Annotated in this window: 21 protein-coding genes; 6 read left to right on the forward strand and 15 right to left on the reverse strand. The window is 62.9% G+C overall.

From position 1 onward, the window contains the following. Positions 1-80 precede the first annotated feature (80 nt). Both VIO10_RS09285 and VIO10_RS09290 read right to left on the reverse strand, forming a co-directional pair. Positions 81-506, reverse strand: coding sequence for a hypothetical protein (locus VIO10_RS09285; protein ID WP_331962758.1), 426 nt, complete (start codon positions 504-506; stop codon positions 81-83). An 8-nt stretch (positions 507-514) separates the two neighbouring features. Then, positions 515-1312 (reverse strand): class I SAM-dependent methyltransferase, encoded by a 798-nt coding sequence (locus tag VIO10_RS09290; RefSeq protein ID WP_331962761.1) that lies wholly within the window; start codon positions 1310-1312, stop codon positions 515-517. A 186-nt stretch (positions 1313-1498) separates the two neighbouring features. Between VIO10_RS09290 and VIO10_RS09295 the strand changes: the two genes are divergently transcribed. Continuing rightward, positions 1499-2836 carry an Hsp70 family protein gene (locus VIO10_RS09295; protein ID WP_331962764.1) on the forward strand — a complete coding sequence of 446 codons (1338 nt, stop codon included), beginning with the start codon at positions 1499-1501 and terminating at the stop codon, positions 2834-2836. Positions 2837-2852: 16 nt separating this feature from the next. On the opposite strand, the gene VIO10_RS09300 is transcribed toward VIO10_RS09295, so the two are convergent. Genes VIO10_RS09300 through VIO10_RS09310 form a run of 3 tightly spaced genes read right to left on the reverse strand, consistent with a single transcriptional unit; the run spans position 2853 to position 4536 of the window. After that, complete coding sequence (locus tag VIO10_RS09300; RefSeq protein ID WP_331962767.1) at positions 2853-3611, reverse strand: Phenylacetic acid catabolic protein; 759 nt, start codon at positions 3609-3611, stop codon at positions 2853-2855. A gap of 14 nt (positions 3612-3625) precedes the next feature. Next, the gene (locus tag VIO10_RS09305; protein ID WP_331962769.1) at positions 3626-4063 is read right to left on the reverse strand and encodes a MaoC/PaaZ C-terminal domain-containing protein; all 438 of its coding nucleotides are present in this window, start codon (positions 4061-4063) and stop codon (positions 3626-3628) included. A 23-nt stretch (positions 4064-4086) separates the two neighbouring features. After that, a complete protein-coding gene (locus tag VIO10_RS09310) occupies positions 4087-4536 on the reverse strand; it encodes a MaoC family dehydratase N-terminal domain-containing protein (RefSeq protein ID WP_331962771.1) in 450 nt (149 codons plus the stop codon). A 139-nt stretch (positions 4537-4675) separates the two neighbouring features. Here VIO10_RS09310 and VIO10_RS09315 point away from each other — a divergent pair, with 139 nt between their 5' ends. Further along, positions 4676-4969: a 4a-hydroxytetrahydrobiopterin dehydratase gene (locus VIO10_RS09315; RefSeq protein WP_331962774.1), complete on the forward strand. Its 294-nt coding sequence runs from the start codon at positions 4676-4678 to the stop codon at positions 4967-4969. 21 nt (positions 4970-4990) lie between these two features. Here VIO10_RS09315 and VIO10_RS09320 read toward each other — a convergent pair whose 3' ends face one another. From VIO10_RS09320 to VIO10_RS09340, 5 genes are all read right to left on the reverse strand, one after another. Next, positions 4991-5629 carry a deoxynucleoside kinase gene (locus tag VIO10_RS09320; RefSeq protein WP_331962777.1) on the reverse strand — a complete coding sequence of 213 codons (639 nt, stop codon included), beginning with the start codon at positions 5627-5629 and terminating at the stop codon, positions 4991-4993. Between the two features lie 28 nt (positions 5630-5657). Beyond that, positions 5658-6515 (reverse strand): hypothetical protein, encoded by an 858-nt coding sequence (locus tag VIO10_RS09325; protein WP_331962780.1) that lies wholly within the window; start codon positions 6513-6515, stop codon positions 5658-5660. A 122-nt stretch (positions 6516-6637) separates the two neighbouring features. Next, positions 6638-7573, reverse strand: a complete 936-nt coding sequence (gene ispH, locus VIO10_RS09330) for a 4-hydroxy-3-methylbut-2-enyl diphosphate reductase (RefSeq protein ID WP_331962783.1) — start codon at positions 7571-7573, stop codon at positions 6638-6640. A gap of 77 nt (positions 7574-7650) precedes the next feature. Further along, positions 7651-8352, reverse strand: a complete 702-nt coding sequence (gene moaD / locus VIO10_RS09335) for a molybdopterin converting factor subunit 1 (RefSeq protein WP_331962786.1) — start codon at positions 8350-8352, stop codon at positions 7651-7653. A gap of 4 nt (positions 8353-8356) precedes the next feature. Beyond that, positions 8357-8854, reverse strand: a complete 498-nt coding sequence (locus tag VIO10_RS09340; protein WP_331962789.1) for a molybdenum cofactor biosynthesis protein B — start codon at positions 8852-8854, stop codon at positions 8357-8359. Between the two features lie 109 nt (positions 8855-8963). Here VIO10_RS09340 and VIO10_RS09345 point away from each other — a divergent pair, with 109 nt between their 5' ends. Both VIO10_RS09345 and VIO10_RS09350 read left to right on the forward strand, forming a co-directional pair. Then, positions 8964-9674 (forward strand): TVP38/TMEM64 family protein, encoded by a 711-nt coding sequence (locus VIO10_RS09345; protein ID WP_331962792.1) that lies wholly within the window; start codon positions 8964-8966, stop codon positions 9672-9674. Positions 9675-9689: 15 nt separating this feature from the next. After that, a complete protein-coding gene (locus VIO10_RS09350) occupies positions 9690-11213 on the forward strand; it encodes a mercuric reductase (RefSeq protein WP_331962795.1) in 1524 nt (507 codons plus the stop codon). Between the two features lie 27 nt (positions 11214-11240). On the opposite strand, the gene VIO10_RS09355 is transcribed toward VIO10_RS09350, so the two are convergent. Continuing rightward, positions 11241-11444 carry a cold shock domain-containing protein gene (locus VIO10_RS09355; protein WP_331962798.1) on the reverse strand — a complete coding sequence of 68 codons (204 nt, stop codon included), beginning with the start codon at positions 11442-11444 and terminating at the stop codon, positions 11241-11243. Positions 11445-11534: 90 nt separating this feature from the next. Between VIO10_RS09355 and VIO10_RS09360 the strand changes: the two genes are divergently transcribed. Continuing rightward, positions 11535-11768: a hypothetical protein gene (locus VIO10_RS09360; RefSeq protein ID WP_331962801.1), complete on the forward strand. Its 234-nt coding sequence runs from the start codon at positions 11535-11537 to the stop codon at positions 11766-11768. Here the strand turns inward: VIO10_RS09360 and VIO10_RS09365 are convergent. Then, positions 11716-12246: an acetyl-CoA carboxylase biotin carboxyl carrier protein subunit gene (locus tag VIO10_RS09365; RefSeq protein ID WP_331962804.1), complete on the reverse strand. Its 531-nt coding sequence runs from the start codon at positions 12244-12246 to the stop codon at positions 11716-11718. The two genes, VIO10_RS09360 and VIO10_RS09365, sit on opposite strands and share 53 nt — an antisense overlap. Next, positions 12243-13745, reverse strand: a complete 1503-nt coding sequence (locus VIO10_RS09370; protein ID WP_331962807.1) for an acetyl-CoA carboxylase biotin carboxylase subunit — start codon at positions 13743-13745, stop codon at positions 12243-12245. The genes VIO10_RS09365 and VIO10_RS09370 overlap by 4 nt, the downstream gene beginning before the upstream one ends. A 262-nt stretch (positions 13746-14007) precedes the next feature. On the opposite strand from VIO10_RS09370, the gene VIO10_RS09375 reads away from it, so the two are divergent. Continuing rightward, complete coding sequence (locus VIO10_RS09375; protein ID WP_331962810.1) at positions 14008-14223, forward strand: hypothetical protein; 216 nt, start codon at positions 14008-14010, stop codon at positions 14221-14223. A gap of 186 nt (positions 14224-14409) precedes the next feature. Here VIO10_RS09375 and VIO10_RS09380 read toward each other — a convergent pair whose 3' ends face one another. Both VIO10_RS09380 and glmS read right to left on the reverse strand, forming a co-directional pair. Beyond that, on the reverse strand, positions 14410-15189 hold the full coding sequence (locus VIO10_RS09380) for a hypothetical protein (protein ID WP_331962813.1): 780 nt from the start codon (positions 15187-15189) through the stop codon (positions 14410-14412). A gap of 124 nt (positions 15190-15313) precedes the next feature. Continuing rightward, the gene (gene glmS / locus VIO10_RS09385) at positions 15314-17143 is read right to left on the reverse strand and encodes a glutamine--fructose-6-phosphate transaminase (isomerizing) (protein WP_331962816.1); all 1830 of its coding nucleotides are present in this window, start codon (positions 17141-17143) and stop codon (positions 15314-15316) included. Positions 17144-18369 lie beyond the last annotated feature (1226 nt).

The following is an 18369-nucleotide window of genomic DNA, read 5'->3' on the forward strand; positions in this document are numbered from 1 at the left end:
GCCGCTGCAATCGGCGCCAGCCCGAGCCCTCGTGGCCGAAACGGGCACGAGTCCTCGACGATGCGACGGTGCTGCCGGATTCACTGTTTAATTCCCTGGCGGTTGCATTCCTTGATTTCGTCGCCGGCCACCGCGGCATTCATCAAGCTGAATCGCACCTGGCTGCCGAGTCCGACGGAATCGACATCCTCCCTGATGAAGTATTGCTCGCCCGCGCGCGCATCGAATTTGTACTCCGTCTTGGCGCCGGTTGCGGCCGCGCAAGTCACCGGTCCGCTGTCCTCGACGAACGCGAAATAGCCACCTGGTTCCAATTCAATGCTCTCATGGCCGCAAGCGATCATCGGAGTCGCCTGCGAACTGAGAACCTGGTACGGCCGGTAAATGTAGATGACGCTCTTGGACGCGGGAGTCGCCATCGGCTGATACGGTTCGCCCTGCGCGCCGCATCCGGCGAGCATCATGCAAACGGCAACTGCAAGGATTCCTGTCAGCGTACGAATCATATTTTGTCTCACGACTTCGATGCGCGAACGTAGAAGAACCACGGGATGTGATCGCGAAATTTTGCAAACGCCTCTGGATACAGCGCGCATGCGGACTCGGGGGCGCGCGGCTCGCAAATCTCCTCGAGCCGCAGACCAGCCGCGATGGTCGGGTTGACGTAGTCGGCCAGCGTGCGATCGAAGCGCGGCACGCCGAAGTCCTCGACCTGCGACGCGTTGGGCGCATGGCCGAACTTCCAGCGCTCGACAAACGGTTCGCTGTTGAAATAATCCGCGACGGTGAATTTGATGGCGCGCCCCGAACCGTCTCTCACCCAGCCCATCCCCTTGGTCGCGAAACAGGGATGCAGGATGCTGTACGCGAGCGTCCCGCCCGGGCGCAGCACGCGTGCGATTTCCCGCATCGCGCCTGGAAAATCAGGACCGTCCATCAGCGCCATCGTCGAGACGGCCGCGTCGAATGACTCTTTGCGGAAAGTTGCCAGGTTGCTGAACGAAGCGCGTTCGTAGCGGATTCCCAGCGGTTCGCGGAGTTCTTCTTGGCGCGCGAACTCGATCATTTTGGCGGACAGATCCACCCCCGTCATGCGAGCGCCGCGGCGCGCGAAGATCCTCGTGTTGTGGCCCTCGCCGCATCCGGCATCGAGCACGGCCTTCCCGCTCAAGTCGCCGGCGAATTCCAGGAAAGCGGGATTGTTCCAATGCTCGCGAAAGATGTCCCAGCGGTTGCGAACCTGGTCGGCCCACACGTCGGCATTGCGATCCCATTGCGCGGCGACTTCAGACTCACGAATTTCCGGCGGCATTATTTCCTTCCTGCGCGCACTGGCGATGCGCCACTGAAAAAAATGCGGACGAGGAAATCTCGTCCGCTAAGGAACCGGATTGTGTCGGACGAGCAGTCGCAATGCGATCGTCATCCTGAGGGTTTGGCGAGTATATGCGTCTTGCTCAACGTTGACAACGGTACAACGCGCCTTAATCGTGAACGCATGATGCGGGACATCGCCAGCGCTCCGGCCGCGGCTAAAGTGGAGGCGGTCGGCCTCGATTTCGGCACCACCAACAGCGCGATTGCGATCGTCGGCGCTGACGGTTCGCCGCGCCTGGCGCGTTTTCCCGCCGCCGAGGGTGGCGACCAGTCCGAGACGTTGCGCTCGATTCTGTTTTTCGAGGCGCCGGAAGAAACCGGCGGTACCGATTCGGCGGTCTCGGTCGGCAACGACGCGATTCGGCGCTACCTCGCAGCCGCCGGCAACGGGCGGCTGGTACAATCGCTCAAGTCGTTTCTCGCCGACAAGACTTTCGAATCCACCGACATCATTGGCGAAACGTATTCGCTGGGAGATTTGATTGCGCCGATCATCAGCGCGCTCCGCGACGGCGCGATCGCGCAGTTCGGCGAGTTGCCGCCGCGAATCGTGGTCGGACGCCCGGTCCATTTCGCGGCTGCCGGCAATCCGGACGAGGCGCTGGCGCGAAGCCGGCTGGACGTCGCGATTCGGCGTGCGGGATGGGCCGACGTGGCGTTCGAGTACGAACCGGTTGCGGCGGCGTATGACTACGCGCTTCGAATCACGCGCGACGAGACGGTGCTGATTGCGGACTTCGGCGGCGGCACCAGCGATTTCTCGGTGCTGCGACTGAAGGCGCGAACGGCCGCGAAGCATGGCGGGGCGCGCTACGAGATTTTGGGCAACGACGGCGTCGCCGTCGCGGGCGACGCCTTCGACGGCCGCGTCATGCGGCGCCTGGTCGCGCCCGCGCTCGGCCGCGGCACCAAGTACCGCTCGCCTTACGGGATGGTGCTGCCGGCGCCGACCTGGCCGTACACCAGGCTCGAGCGATGGCATTATCTGTCGTTCCTGAAGGCTCGTTCGACGATGCTCAGGTTCGAGGAACTGAAGCGGGAATCGTTCGAGCCCGAAAAGATCGCCGCGCTGATTCATATCGTGGAAAACGATCTCGGCTACTTTCTGTTTCGATCAGTGGAGAAGACCAAGCTCGGGTTATCCGCGCTGGAAGCGGCGGACTTCATGTTTTCCGATCCGCCGGTCCTGATCGAAAAGACGGTTGCGCGCCGCGATTTCGAAGATTGGATTGCGCGCTACCTCGAACAGATCGCCGGATGCGTCGATCGACTGATGAGGACGGTCGCGCTCGAGCCCGGCGCGATCGACAGCGTGTTCCTGACCGGAGGTTCGTCGTTCGTGCCCGCGGTGCGCCGCATTTTCATCGAACGCTTTGGCGCCGATCGAATCCGAATGGGTGACGAGTTCACGTCGGTCGCGCGCGGCCTGGCATTGCGCGCGCTGGACGCCGACGGATGATCGACGCGACGCAGGTTCAGGCGAGCCGGTGGGGATAGGTGGGCGTTAACACCGGCATTTCGAGACCGAGCTGCTCGCAGCGGCGCGATAGCATCGTGACGTACAGCTCAGCCAGTTCTTGGTTGTCGCGCGACTTCAAACCGTAGCGGATGCAGTCGTAGGTGAAGCCGGTGCCGGGCGGTCCGAAGAAGTTCACCGCGCGCGGGATCCATTGGCGCAGCGCGTCGTTGACCGCGTCGGCGCCGAAGCGCTCGACGGCGTCGCCAAGCTGCCGCGAGGCGAAGATTTCATGATCGGTTTCCTCATCGAGAATTATTTCGGCGGCGCGCGCATGGGGCACATAGCTGGACTGGCGGTAGTTTTCGCCGATCATGATGAGGCCGGTGGTATCGAGGCTGAGCGACGCCATCAGCAGGTCAAGCTCGCCGGCGGCCTTGGCGGCGAAGTAGCTGGGAGCATCGAAGGACGGCGCCTTGAGCACGGAAATCATCGAGCGGTCGGCGGCTTGCTGGGAAACTCCGAGTTCTTCGAGCGCGTCGTAGATAAACCGCGCGTGTTTTTTTTCTTCGGCGAAATTTTTCTCGACGGTGGGACGCAGCGCGGGATTGTCGAGCGCCGCGAGCGCGCGCTGGTAGCCGAGCGCGGTGAGTTTCTCGGCCATCGCGTGCGCGGCGAGCAGCCGCAGCAGCACCTTGGTGTAATGCGGATCGACGCGGCCCTCATTGAGGGCGGCGGCGTCCAGCGATCGCGGCGGGAACTCGCGCCGGATCGGCATCACGTGTTACCTCGTCAGCTCGCGGCGCGCGAGGGCAGAATGACGGTGGCGGAGCCGGGGGTGGTCTTTTCGCCCTTGGCGTTCTCGAGCCAGATTTCGCAATCGACCATGTGATGGCCGCCGTCGGTGTATTTTTTGGAGACCTTGCCGCGCGCGACGACCTTGGCGCCGGGCTGATCCATCCCGCGGTACTGCACGCCGAGCTTGCGCAGCCATCCATGCTCGCCGGCGAAGTCGGTCATCAAATGGCCGAGGAAGGCGTTCTTCAACGCGCCGTGCAGGATCACGCCGGGGAGACCGTTGCCGAGCGCGAAATCCTTGTCGTAGTGGATTTGATAGAAGTCGCCCGAGGCGCCGGCGTACCTGACGAGCTGCTGGGTGGTCGGATTTTTTTCGAGCGGGCCGACTTCAGTGCCGACTTCGACGTCTTCGAAATAAATTTGCTTCGCCATCGTGGGCATCCTCTCGCGCAACTCTAGTAACGGATTCCGGTCGAGCGTTGAATGACGCAGAGCTCGCCGAACTGGTTGGTGTAAGTGGTCTCGACGACAGTGAAGACCATCGGGCCGAGGCGGCCCGCGGCCTCGCGCAAATCGACGAGCTTGGACTGCACGGTGATGCGGTCGCCGGCGCGAATCGGCACGAAGTACTCCCAATCCGAGCCGCCGTCGAGGCCGCGCAAGGTCGGCATGTCGAGCCTGATGTTGGGGATCGGCGCGCCCATCGAGCGGCAGAAGGTGGGCGGCGCGATCACGGCGCCGAAGCGGGTCTTGCGCGCGTCGCGTTCGCTGTTGAAGAGCGGATTAGGATCCTCGATCGCCTCGGCGAAGCGGCGAATCGCGCCGCGCTCGACTTCGTAAGTCCGCGGTTCGGAGACCTTGCCGATTTGCTTGCGAGCTTCGTCGGTAACGTATTTGTTCGCCATCGTCTTTTCAGTGTCCCCTGTTTACGTTTCGGTCCGCTTGAGCCTGTATTACCACAGGCGCGCGCGACTGGTATAACGGCGAGCGCTCTCAGTGCGGTATGATGAAGTTGTCGATAAGAACTCTCTGGAGGATCTCAAGATGGCGAAACTCAGCGCGGAGCAAATCGCAGAGAAGCTGAAGGCGCTTCCCGGATGGGAGTACAAGGACAACGCCATCGGCAAAATGTTCAAGTTCAAAGAATACCTGCACGGCATCGAATTCGTGCAAAAGGTCGCCGAGATCGCCGAGGCCGCCGACCATCATCCCGACATTGCAATCAACTACACGCGGGTCACGTTCTCATGCTCGACGCACGATGCCGGCGGCGTGACCGACAAGGACTTCAAGCTGGCGGACAATATCGAGATCGCGTTTAACGATCGCGACGCGTAGGGCGGCGGCGAACGAAAGCAGTCAGCTCTTGCGCGGGACGAAGTATTGAGTGCCGGCGCCGGCGCGATCGATCTCGCGAATCAGCTCGCCGAGGTCTTCGGGATTGGCGACGAAGTCGAGGTCCGAAGTATCGACGACCAGCAGCGGCGCCTCGTCGTAGTAGAAAAAGAAATCGCGGTAGGCCGATGACACGCGCTCGAGGTAGTCGAAGCTGATGTGGCGCTCGAAATCGCGATTGCGCTTGCGCAGCCGCTCGGCCAGCACCTCGATGGTGGCGCGCACGTAAACGACGAGGTCGGGGCGGGCGATCTCGGCGTCGAGCAGCTTGTACACGTTGTCGTAGAGCTTGAGTTCGTCGGGGACGAGATTCAAGGCGGCGAAGATTTTATCCTTGGCGAAGAGATAGTCGGCGACTGTGGCCTGGGTGAAGAGATCCTGCTGCTTGAGCTCGCGCTGCTGGCTGTGGCGGGTGAGCAGGAAATAAAGCTGCGCGGGAAACGCGTACTTGTCGGGATCCTGGTAGAAGCGGGGCAGGAACGGGTTGTTGTCGGCATCCTCGAGCATCAGCCGCGCACCCAGCTCACGGGCGAGCGCCTGCGCGAGGCTCGTTTTGCCGACCCCGATGGGGCCTTCGACCGCGATATAGCCGCGCCGGCGCATCGGGCCTCGATTGCGACTCTAGCTCATCTCACTTGCGATGCTTCTTGGCCAGGTCGCGGAGCTTGCGAACCTCGTCGTCGGGCGCGCCGCCGCGCTCTTCCAAATCGGCGGCGGTGTCATAGTCGGGCGGAGTCTTGCTTAGATAGATCTGCGCCAATTCGAGGTTGGCGACCTTGTCGTCGGGATAATCGCCGATCACGTCATTGAACAGCTTGAAGTTCGCGTCGGGCGTGCCAGCGGCCTTGGCGGCTTGGTTGATCTTGTGCATCATCGGGTCGGCCTCGGGCCCGAGCGCTTCCAGCTTGTGCGCCCTGGCCAGGAGCATCGCGGCCCGGACGCCCTGATCGTAGGTATTGATGGCGTCGGCGTACTTTTTGTCCTGCACCTGCTGGTCGCCGATTTTTTCGATGATCGGGATTGCATCGCCGAGCGCGTGCACCGCCTTTTGACGGGCCGCCGGAATCCTGGTGGTGAAGATGATGTCCTTGAGATTGCGGACGCCGTCGGCGACCTTGCCCGCCTTGATGTCATCGAGCGACTTGCCCGAAGAATTCGCCATGTTCTCGAGCTGCTTGTAGAGCCGCGCCTTGTCGAGGAGTTTCTGATCGGTGGAATCGAGCGCCGAGGCTGCCTCGTACTCGCGCGCGGCGCCTTCGTCATCGCCGAGCGCTTCATCTATATGCGCGAGAGACTTGTGCGCGTCGAGGCTGGTGGGGTCGGCTTTTATCGACCGCTCGAGTTCTTTTTTGGCGCCTTCGAGATCGCGCTTTTCGAACAGATCTTCAGCTTTGTATAGATGTTTCTTCGCCTCGGACTGGCATCCGCTGACGAACGGGATGGCCAGCAGGATGGGCAGTACGAGCGCGCGCACGATAGCTGTTCGCATCGGAATATTCCTCTCAGGGTTTGGCAAAATCGGGATGAGTCTGCAAGCAATGGCGCAGAATTGTCAAGGCGAAATGCAACGGGCGTGCGTCGGCAGATGGCTGGCGGAAATTGCCGCGCGGCTCAGTCCGCGGGCATCGGGAGCGGGAAATGCACCCGCTCCTTGGCGACGCTGAGCAACTCGACCTCGGCGCCCGAGCGGGCGAACGCACCGATAATTTCCTCGACCAGCCATTCGGGAGAGGAAGCACTCGCGGTCAGGCCGAGGGCGCGCACACCGGCGAGCATCGCGGGCTCGACGTCGGCGATCGAATCGACCAGGAACGCGCGCGCCCCGCGCATTCGCGCGACCTCGACCAGCCGATTCGCATTTGAACTCTGCTTCGAGCCGACCACCAGGACCGCATCGCTGACCTGCACCAGTTCCTTGACCGCGTTCTGGCGGTTCTGGGTCGCGTAGCAGATGTCGTCGGTCCTGGGTTCCTGCATCGAGGGGAACCGTTGCTTGAGCGCTTCCATGATCTCGCGGGTGTCGTCAACGCTGAGCGTGGTCTGCGTGACAGCCGCGATGCGCTCGGGATTCTCGACTTTGACGGTGCGCGCCTCGCTCACGCTGCCGACCAGCACCACCTTGCCGGGCGCGACGCCCAGCGTGCCCTTCACTTCCTCGTGGCCGGCGTGGCCGATGAGGATCACGGTGCGGCCCTCGTCGTCGTATTTCTGGACTTCGAGATGGACCTTGGTAACGAGCGGGCAGGTGGCATCGATAACGCGCAGAGCGCGATCCTTGGCGCGATCCCATTCGCTGGGCGCGACCCCATGAGCGCTGAAGATCACGCGCTGGCCGGCGGGAACCTTGTCGAGGCTCTCGACAAAAATCGCGCCTTCGCGTTCTAGCGCTTCGAGGACGAAACGGTTGTGGACGATCTGATGGCGCACGTAGAGCGGGCGGCCGTAGGAGCGCAGCGCGCTGCGGACCGCCTCGACCGCGCGATCGACGCCGGCGCAGAAGCCGCGCGGCTCAGCCAGGATGATTTTTTCGACCGATGTTTCGCCCAACGCCATCTTATGTTTGTAACTGGTAACTGTCCGCCCGGTCAATAATGGGGGTGCTGAGGCGCTTATTCGCGCGCGGCCTATTCAAGCGCCGGCGGATGCGAGGTTTGGCAGCCGATCCATACCTCGCCGCCCTCGAAATGCTCTTTTTTCCAAATCGGGACGATTTCTTTCAGGCGGTCGATCGCGAACCTGCAAGCCTCGAACGCCTCTGCGCGATGCGCCGCCGAGACCGCAATCGCCACCGATGTCTCTCCTATTTCGACGACGCCGATGCGATGCGAGATCGCGATGCGCACGATTTTCCATCGCGCGCCGGCCTCGGCCGCGAGCTTGCGCATCTCGGATAGCGCCATCGGCTCGTAGGCTTCGTACTCGAGGCGAATCACGACCCGGCCTGCGTTGTCGCGGCGAGTGGAACCGGCGAACGATACGATTGCACCGGCCGCAGGGTCGGCAACTTCGCGTTCCAGCGCGGCTAAGTCGATCGGATGGCGGCCGATGGTGATTTTGCCGACGTAGGCCGGCGTATCCGTGCCGCCGCTGACGGGTGGAATGAAGGCAATCTCGTCGCCCATCCGCGGCTTGAAGCTGCCGTCCACATATTCCTGGTTGACGGCGAAGCCCACAGAGTTGTGATGCCCGCCGAGCGCGGGAAATTCGCCGACCAGATGTCTCCAGATCTCGCCGACGGTGGTGCCGTCTGGGAACTCGCGCGTCAGCTCGGTCGTATGCGCCCGCTCGCGAAGCGTCGCGAACAGTTTGATCGTGAACTTGTTCACTGGTTCATAGACTCAGCAGATAAGCGATGTGCCCGAGCTCGGGGATCAGCAGCTTCTCCATCGCCAGCCGGCACGCGTCGGGGGAACCGGGAATCGCGGCCACGAACTTGCCATGGCGCACTCCGGCAACAGCGCCGCTCATCATCGCGGCGGCTCCGATTTCCTGAAACGAAAGCATCCGGAACAGTTCGCCGAAGCCTGCGAGCTCCTTGTCGATTACCGACTTCACGACTTCGGCGGTGCCGTCGCGCGCGGTAATACCGGTGCCGCCGTTGACGATAATCGCGTCGAGATTGGGCAAATTATTGACCAGCGCGGCGGAAATCTTCTCACCGTCATCGGGCATGATTTCGTAGTAGGCCACCAGGTGACCGGCTGCCTCGAGCAAAGTGCGGATGAGCTTGCCGCTCTCGTCAGTTTCCGGGCTGCGCGAATCGCTGGCGGTGATGACGCCGACCTTGAGATTTACGCGCGCGTGTTTCTGGTGATCGTGGACCGACATGCGGATTAGGATTACACAATCCCCGGTGGCATTATAAGCAGCCCGCGATGGCGCGGTGGAAACCAAAAAAATTGTCCGCCCCGCGAGCTGCCAATCCCGGAACCTCAAGATGACCACCGCGTCCAGCCCAGCCCCCGGTTTCCTTCGCCCGAAAATTCTGCTGATCGCCGCCGCCGCAATCGCGATCCTCTACGGTGCGCATCGCATCGGCGCCGGACCGTGGCTGACGAACGCGCTTGACTGGATTGCCGGGCTGGGTGCGCTGGCGCCGGTCGCGTTCATCGCAATCTACATCGCGGCGTGCGTCGCGCTGCTTCCGGGGTCGATCCTCACGATTGGCGCCGGCGTGATTTTCGGCGTGGTGCGCGGATCGATCTACGTTTCGATCGCCGCGACGCTCGGCGCCACGGCGGCTTTTCTCGTGGGCCGTTACCTTGCGCGCGACTGGGTGAGCGCGAGACTCGAAGGCAACGCGAAGTTCAAAGCGATCGACGAAGCGGTCGGGGTGGAAGGATGGAAGATAGTTGTCCTGACGCGGCTGTCTCCCGTGTTTCCGTTCAACCTGCTCAACTATGCCTACGGGCTGACGCGCGTGACGCTGTGCGACTACTTTTTTGCGTCGTGGGCCGGGATGATTCCCGGCACAATTCTCTACGTGTATATCGGCTCGCTGAGCGGCGACCTCGCGCGCGCGGCCGGGGGCAGCGCCCGGCGCACGCCCGCCGGATGGGCGCTCTCCGCGGTCGGATTCATCGCGACGGTCGCGGTCGTCGTGTACGCAACGCGAATCGGCGCCCGGGCGCTCCGCGAAAAGACCTAGCCAGGGGACACATCGATGGAATCGCACGCGCTGAAGCATGAGCCGCTCGACGCTTACAACCTCGCGCTGACTGAAAATCTGCATCCCGCCGCATGGATCAACCCCGAGCCCGCGCGCCGCTACAACATGGTGGTGATCGGAGCCGGCCCCGCGGGTCTCGTGATCGCTGCGGGCGCCGCCATTTTGGGCGCGAAGGTTGCGCTGGTCGAGCGTGACCTGATGGGTGGCGATTGCCTGAACTTCGGATGCGTTCCGTCCAAGGCGCTGATCCGCTCGGCGCGAGCGGCCGCCGCAGTTCGCGACGCGGGCCGCTTTGGCGTCGAGGTCCCGGCGGGTGTGCGGGTAAATTTTCAGGCCGTGATGGAGCGGATGCGCAGGCTGCGCGCCGAACTCAGCCCGACCGACTCCGCCAATCGATTTCGCTCCCTGGGCGTCGACGTGTTTATCGGCGACGGTCGTTTCACCGGGCCTGACTGCGTAGAGGTGGACGGCAGGAAGCTTCGTTTCAGAAAGGCCGCGATCGCCACGGGAGCGCGCGCCGCCGCGATCCCGATACCGGGCCTTGCAGCGGCCGGCTATCTGACCAACGAGACGGTTTTTTCGCTGACCGAGTTGCCGCGGCGAATCGCCGTGATTGGCGCCGGGCCGATCGGATGCGAACTTGCGCAGACGTTTGCGCGATTCGGCGCGCAGGTCACCATCCTCGAAGTCGCCCCGCAAATCCTGATTCGCGAGGATCGCGACGCCGCAGAGCGGGTCGAGCGCGCTATCGTCCGCGACGGCGTGGAAATCATCACCGGATGCAGGATTTCCGGCGTCGAATTGCGCGGCAATGAAAAAATAATCGCGACCCAGCGCGCCGGCATCAGCCGCGAGATTATCGCCGACGAGATTTTGATCGGCGTCGGGCGGGTCCCCGCGGTCGAGGGGTTGAATCTCGAAGCCGCGATGATCGAATACGACCGGCAAAACGGCGTGAAGGTCGATGACTACCTGCGCACGACCAATCCGATAGTGTACGCCGCCGGCGACGTCGCATCGCCATACAAGTTTACTCACTTGGCCGACGCGCACGCGCGAATCATACTCCGCAACGCACTGTTCTTCGGACTTAAGCGCGCCAGCCGGCTGACTATTCCATGGTGTACCTATACCGATCCTGAAATAGCGCACGTCGGACTATACGAGGCCGAGGCGAAGCAGCGCGGAATCACGGTCGCGACCTATACCCAGGAACTGGCCGAGGTCGATCGCGCGGTGCTGGACGGAGAAACCGACGGCTTCGTGAAGCTGCACGTCCGCCAGGGGAGCGATCGGATCGTCGGTGCGACGGTGGTCGCGAGCCACGCGGGCGAGATTATCTCGGAACTCACGGCCGCGATCGCCGCAGGCGTCGGATTGGGCCGCCTCGGTGACGTGATCCATCCATACCCGACCCAGGCCGACGCGATCCGCCGCGCCGCGGGACTCTACACGCGCACGCGGCTCACGCCACTGGTCGCGGGACTGATGAAGCGCTGGCTCGCTCTTGCGCGATGAGCGGCGGATTCCGGATCAGTTGCGGAGTCACCGCAGGCGCAGGTTGAATGCCTGACGGTCCTTCTCGCCCGGACGGACGTCGAACTGAACTTCGTTGCCCTCGCGCAGGTCGTCGAAATAGACCTTGGGCGACAGCGCCGAGCGATGAAAGAAAACTTCGTCGCCGCCGTCGTCCGCGATGATGAAGCCGAAGCCCTTGTCCTTGACTACCTTCTTGATTGTGCCAAACACGCGATCCTCCGCCGAACGATATTGCGCCGCCGCCTTGAGCTTACGACGCCGGCGATTTAAGTAAAGAGCCTGCTCGCACGAGGCGCGCCCATGCTCAAGGCCGTAACGCTGAAGGAAATTGAAAAAATCTTCGCGGTGATTGAACCGATGGGAATTTCGCGCGAGGCGGTTGTGATTCCGCTGCGCACCGCGCATCCGGGGCGCGTCTCGATTTTGAAAGGCGGCAAGTTGGAGATAGTCGTCGAGCGCGACGGTGACTTCGACGATTGGATCACTCGACTCGAGGCGCGGATTCGCGACCTGACGAAGCCGGAGACGGACTAAGCTCGATCAGCACCGCGCCGTGATCGACCATCTGACCCTCCTCGACGCGAACATGTTTCACCATCGCCGCGCTCTCGGCGGCGAGCGTGGTTTCCATTTTCATCGCTTCGATCACGACCAGCGCCTGTCCGGCCTCGACCAGGTCGCCATCGCGCACCATCAGCTTGAGCACCTTGCCGGGCATCGGCGCGATGATTTCCGGCGCTGCGAGCCCGCGCGCGCGGCGCCGGAAAGCCGCTTCCGCGGGCATGAACTCGAAGGACGCGGGACCGACTGAAACGAGTATCGAATCCTTTCGCCGCGCGCCGAAAATTAGGTAGCGCCGGCCGTCGATCGTAAGCACCCCGCCGCCGTCCGCATTGGCCGTGAACTCCGCGGCGAGTTGCCGGTCTCCGATGCGGACGCGAATCGTGCTGCCGTCGCGCGAGATCACTTCGGCGTCGATCTCGCGCGAGTCGCCCACGCGCGTGAGCTTCATCGCCGCGATCCCCACAGCTCGAAGTTTTTGAGATCGTCCCACGGCGAACGGCGCTCAGCGCCGGCCGGCAACGCAGCGCCGTCTGACGGGATATCGCCCATCGCGCCGCCGCCGGTAATCGCCGCCGCCACAATTGCCGCATCGATTTCAGACTTGCCGATCTCCCACCCTGAAAAGAATGAGTCGATGAAGCGCGTGGAGAGTTTCGCGTCGCGAAATTGCCCGCTCGCTACGATATCGCGCAGGTAGGCGGCGTTGTTCGTCACGCCAAGCAAGGCGAACTCGTCGAGCGCATTGACCAGCCTGCCGCGCGCCTCCTCGCGATTGGCGCCGTAGCAGATCAGCTTGCCGAGCAGACCGTCGTACCACGGCGTCACTTCGGCGCCGCGCGCCAGATGCGAGTCGAAGCGCACGCCCGGTCCGCCGGGGACGCTCAGATGAAGCACGGTTCCGGTCGCGGGCCGGAAGTCATGCTCGGGATCCTCGGCGTTGATTCGGCATTCGATCGCCGCGCCGCGCGGGGCCGCCGGCACCGGCGCCTTGCCGCCCGACGCGATCCGCAATTGCTCGCATACCAGGTCGCACCCAAAGCGCATCTCGGTCACGGGATGCTCGACTTGCAGGCGCGCATTGACTTCGAGGAAGTAGAAGTTGTCGCCCTCGACCAGAAACTCGGCGGTGCCGGCGTTGGTGTAGCGCGCCGCGCGCGCGAGTTTCAGCGCCGCGTCGATTATTTTCGCGCGCATTTGATCGGTGAGTCCGGGCGCCGGCGACTCCTCGATAATCTTCTGATGCCGCCGCTGGATGGAGCAATCACGCTCGCCGAAAGCGGCCACGGCGCCGTGATCGTCGCCGAGAAACTGTATTTCGATATGGCGCGGATACGCGAGATATTTTTCGACGAATATCCGCCCGTCGCCGAACGCCGCCGCGGCTTCGCGCGCGGCCGCTCCCAGCGCGCTCTCGAGTTGCGCGGCTTGCGCAACCACACGCATCCCGCGTCCGCCTCCGCCTGCCGCAGCCTTGACCACAAGCGGGTAGCCCACGAGCGCGGCAAACTCGCGCGTCGCGGAAATTTCCGCGGCTTCGATTCCCGGCACCACCGGAACCCCGGCTGCAACTGCGATTCGCCGTGCCGCGACTTTGTCGCCGAGCGCCGCCATCACCTCCGGCCGCGGCCCGACAAACACGATCTGCGCATCGGCCGCAGCCTGCGCGAACTCGGGACGCTCGGAGAGAAATCCGTAGCCCGGATGAATCGCGTCGGCGCCGCAATGCTTTGCGGCCGCGATTATCGCCGCGATGTCGAGGTAGCTCTTTGCGGGCTGGGCGGGTCCGATCGCAATTGCCTCGTCAGCCGCGCCGACGTGTGCGCTTTTCGCGTCCGCCGCCGAATAGACAGCCACGGTTTTCAGGCCGAACAGGCGCGCACTGCGGATGATCCGAAGCGCGATTTCGCCGCGATTGGCGACCAGCAGTTTTGTGAGCCGGCGTTCCATCGATTCGTCGAAAAAACTAGCACAAGCCGTATCCATGCGCTCGAACTCAAGGCGTCCGCGGCATCGCTGAAAAGTGAAAGACCGAAAAAACTGAAAATATTTCCGAATTGATCGTCAAAAAGATTGATCGCCGCCGCGATTTCACTATCTTGTTTGATTCGAGTCTGACTCGGGCGCGTGGTTGAAAAGTTGAAACGAAAAAAGTCGTCGTGCGTACCAAATGGCGGGAGAGACCAACTGAATTGAGGAGCACTAGCGGAGAATGAGCGAGAAAATCACGGTCCGTACGGTGTACGACTTCCCCGTCGCTGCTCATCTGTGCGACGGCGGTACCGTGCGCTACGTAAAACTGGTCCGCCGCAGCGGCCAACAGCCCGAAGGCACCTGCCAGCAGTGCAAGACCTCGTTTCAGTATCGAAAGCCCAAACCCGCAAAAAATGCGCGCCATCCCGACGGCGAGGGCATCGTCCACTTTTAGTTTTTCACTGGCTGTCACTCAGCGAAACACATCCTATCCGCGCTCTCAGGCGACCTCTTTCCCTGCGCGGTCGTCGCAGCGACGACCGCCCCGCTACCGCAACGACCGCTCCGGTCTCAACGGGCATCACGTTGCCGAGCAGTCTGGCTCAAGCATCTCAAGCGTCGCGGCCCCTGTGGACCCGTCTCAACGGGTCTTCACCAGCATGATCCGCGGGCCCTTGTAGTAGCGCGTGGCTTCGTCGCCGACGAACGCGAATCCGTCCTTCGGATCGAACCATGCGTGAAGCTTGGGCACGAAAGCCGCGACGATTAGGTTCAACCATCCAAAATCCGGCCGGACTTCGACTCGGATCGCCGCGCCGCCGTAGGCCGCCCACACCGCATTTGCCGGATCGATCTTCACGCTGATCGAAAATATCTTCGGGCTGGGAGCGCAGTTGAAGACGTGGATTGGACGAGCCAATCCCTTGTCGCCCGCGCGCAATAAATCCTGGATCGGAATCACAATGCTCGCGCCCGCCCAAGTGTTGTCCGGGATGCTGAGCACTGCGGCCTGCTCGCTCTTTTGTGCGCCGGAATTGTCAATACAGGTCGCGGCGCCCGACTTCAGATCCACGTGAGCGCGGCGCTGGATCGATCCGTCGGCGTTGAAGAACGTGTGATCGAATTCGACCAGCCTGGGCGGCTCGCCTCCGGCTCCCGGCTGCAACTCGGCGGTCTCGACGTCGGACTGATCGTCGTAGTAGTTGTTCTCGCCGTGCAGCGTCGCGCCGTCGCCGGTACTCTCGATACGGTACCGGCCCCACCCGATCGCAATACCGGTATCAGGGTTCAGAATCACAAACCTGGTCGGCGGAAAACTGAGCGCATCGGCTGAAAACGCGGGGCTCGCACCGGCCATCGCCACGATTATCGCCGACGCCGCGACCGCGACAGTCCATCCTCGCTCCCGTGTTGTAGTCATGCCCTTGCCAATGCACCCCTTGTCTGGAACGTTAACTCGGCAGGCGATCTGCGCGCTAGCCGCGCGATTAAAGGCATCGGATGCTCACCGCCCGCAATGATCCCGCTCCCTGCCAGACCCCTGCCTACTCGACCGTCACTGACTTCGCCAGATTGCGCGGCTGATCGACGTCGGTGCCGCGCTCCACCGCGATATGATACGCGAGCAGTTGCAGCGGCACCGTCATCAGCACGGGCGTCAGCATCCGGTTGGTCTCCGGCACCTCGATAATTTCCGCGGCGACGCTTTTCAGCTCGGCGGTCGCGCGATTGGTCACCGCGATAATCCGCCCGTTGCGCGATTCGACTTCCTTGAGATTCGACATCGACTTGTCGAACAAGTCGTCGTTGGGAATTATCACCACCACCGGCATCTTCTCGTCGATAAGCGCGATCGGCCCGTGCTTCATCTCGCCGGCGGAGTAACCCTCGGCGTGGATGTAGGAAATTTCCTTCAGCTTGAGCGCGCCCTCGAGCGCGATCGGGTAGTTGATGCCGCGGCCGATGAACAGGAAATCCCGCGCCGGCGCGTACTTGCGCGCGATCTGCTGAATCTTCGGCTCCCTCTCGAAGATCGCCTCAATCTGTCCGGGGATCGCGAACGCCGGTTGCAGCAGCTTGCCGGCGTCCGCGCCGGACAGCCGTCCCATCCGCGCCGCCAGATGAATCGCGAACAGATAGTAAGCCTCGAGCTGCGTGAGAAAGCATTTGGTCGTCGTCACGCTCGTCTCGGGACCGCATCGCGTGTACAACTGCGCGTCGGCCTTGCGCGCGATCGACGAATCCACCGTGTTGGTGATCGCCAGCAGATGCGCACCGCGCGCGCGTCCTTCTTCCATCGCGGCGATCGTGTCGGCGGTCTCGCCCGACTGCGACACGGCGATGATCAGCGTGCGGCCGTCGATCGGCGGCCGGCGATAGCGGAACTCGGATGAGTAATCGACCTCGACCGGAATCGCGGCGAGCTCCTCGATCATGAACTTGGCCACCTGCGCGGTTATCCACGACGCGCCCGCACCCAGCATCACGATTCGCCCGATCGACGCAGGCCCGCCCGCCGGCAGAAGTTCGCCTTCGAAGCGCACGCTGGTCGAGCCGCCGTCCGCCCGCCCCGCCATCGTGTCGATCCACGCCTGCGGCTGGTCGTTGATTTCCTTGCGCAGGTAATGGCGAAAGCCGCCCTTGGTCGCGGCGACGGCGTCCCATTCCACTTGACGCGCCGTGCGAGTAACCGCGGTGCCATCGAACTTCATCAGCCGCGCGGCGGTGGCGGTGACCTCGGCCAGCTCGCCGTCTTCCAGCACAATCGCGGAGCGCGTGTGTTCGAGAATCGCGGGAATATCCGAGGCGATAAAGTTCTCGCCGTCGCCCAGCCCCAGGACCAACGGCGTCGCGGTCTTGGCGGCGACCAGCTTGTCGGGTTCGGTTTCCGACAGCACGACGATCGAGAACGAACCGCGCAGCCGCAAAACGGCTTCGCGCACAGCCTCGGTCAGCCCGCGGCCGCCTTTGAGCTTTTCCTCGATCAGGTGCGAGATCAGCTCGGTGTCGGTTTCGGAGCGCAGCTTGTGTCCGCGAGCGAGCAGTTCGGCGCGCAGCTCGATGAAGTTCTCGACGATGCCGTTGTGGATGACGGCGACCGGCCCGGCTTTGTGCGGATGCGCATTTTCTTCCGACGGGCGTCCGTGCGTCGCCCATCGCGTGTGCCCGATTCCGATGTGTCCGTGCAGCGGAGAGTTGGCCAGCAGATGGCGCAGGTTGTCGAGCTTGCCCTTGGCCCGGCGAATTTCGAGCTGGTGGTCAACTAAAGTTGCGATGCCGGCCGAATCGTAGCCGCGATATTCCAGGCGGCCCAGCCCTTCGAGCAGGATAGGGTAGGCTTCCCGCGGCCCGACGTATCCGATTATTCCGCACATGATCGTTCGCTCCTTTCCCCGGATTCGCAGGGAAGTTTGCAGAGTTATCCGAACCCACCGGCTCAGGGCGAAACGATAGCGATACGATTTGTGTCAGGAGAGTTTGGGAAGTCACGTCAGAGCCGGATGCTCTGCCACGCGAGGCGTATTTTGTCGCGCGATCGCTCGCGCGGTTTGCTCGCCTCTATCGACTGTGGAGCCGGGAAGCCATCCGCCGAATCTTTCGATGCTGCTTCCACCTCGTCAACTCATGGCGCGATGCGGCCATGAGTCCTGGCGCTACTCTCGCTCTCTGCTTTCTATCGCTTCGACCGTCACCTCGTTATGGATTGGCACATCGTGCCCCGTGGCCTCGATTATTCCCGCCCGGGCGAGTTAGCACAAGTGACGATTCTAATCCTGATGATTCCTGCTCCGCTTCGGTTGCATTTTTGCCTCGCCCTGACAGGGAGAGGCCGCGCCGCCCGGCGCGGGTGAGGGTCCAAATTCCAAGTTCCGCCCGCGTCCCGTCCGCTCCCATTGAGTCATCCCGACCAAAGCGCAGCGACCGCGGATCTGTGACCGCTGATTGCTCTGCTATGGGATGGCGTCGTTGGAGGTCGTCACCGGTACCTAACATCCGCTATTCGCCCTCCGAACGCTCCGCCCGCAGTGATCCCCCCCGTCACGCGCGCGATGCTCGCCGAAATCTGCGAGCAATTCACCGAGGACTTCGATAGGACCGACCTGAAAGACGCCGAGTCCTTGCATCGCCGAGCTAAGCGAGTAGCAGCGGCCGCACTAGACCAACATCAACCCGCGCGCCTCTTCCCTACCCCACTTCTAACAGGGCGAAGCCCGCATCTTTTCTTACAGATCCGGGTTCCTTCGCTGCGCTCAGGATGACACAAAAAAAGTTCTAACAGGGCGAAGCCCGCATCTTCTCTTTTCACTTTTCACTTTTCACCAGGTGCAGGGGTCACCCCTGGCCGTGGCGTAGTCGCGAAAAGATGCGCTGCGCAGATTTTCGCGTCTTCTCACTGCGGGTGCAGGGGCCGCAGCCCCTGCCGCCCACCGCGCAGGTGATTCTTCCTTCATGCCGCGCCCGCCAACGGCGGGCGGCCTTAACATTGGGTGCTGCCGTCACCCCTGCCCGTGGCGCTTGCGCCAGGTCGCCATCCAGCCGGCCCTTTCGCGCTGCGGATGATGCGACATCACCAGCGCGCCGTCGGGCACCTCGCGAACAA

It is taken from the genome of Candidatus Binatus sp., from assembly GCF_036567905.1.
Classification (GTDB): domain Bacteria; phylum Desulfobacterota; class Binatia; order Binatales; family Binataceae; genus Binatus.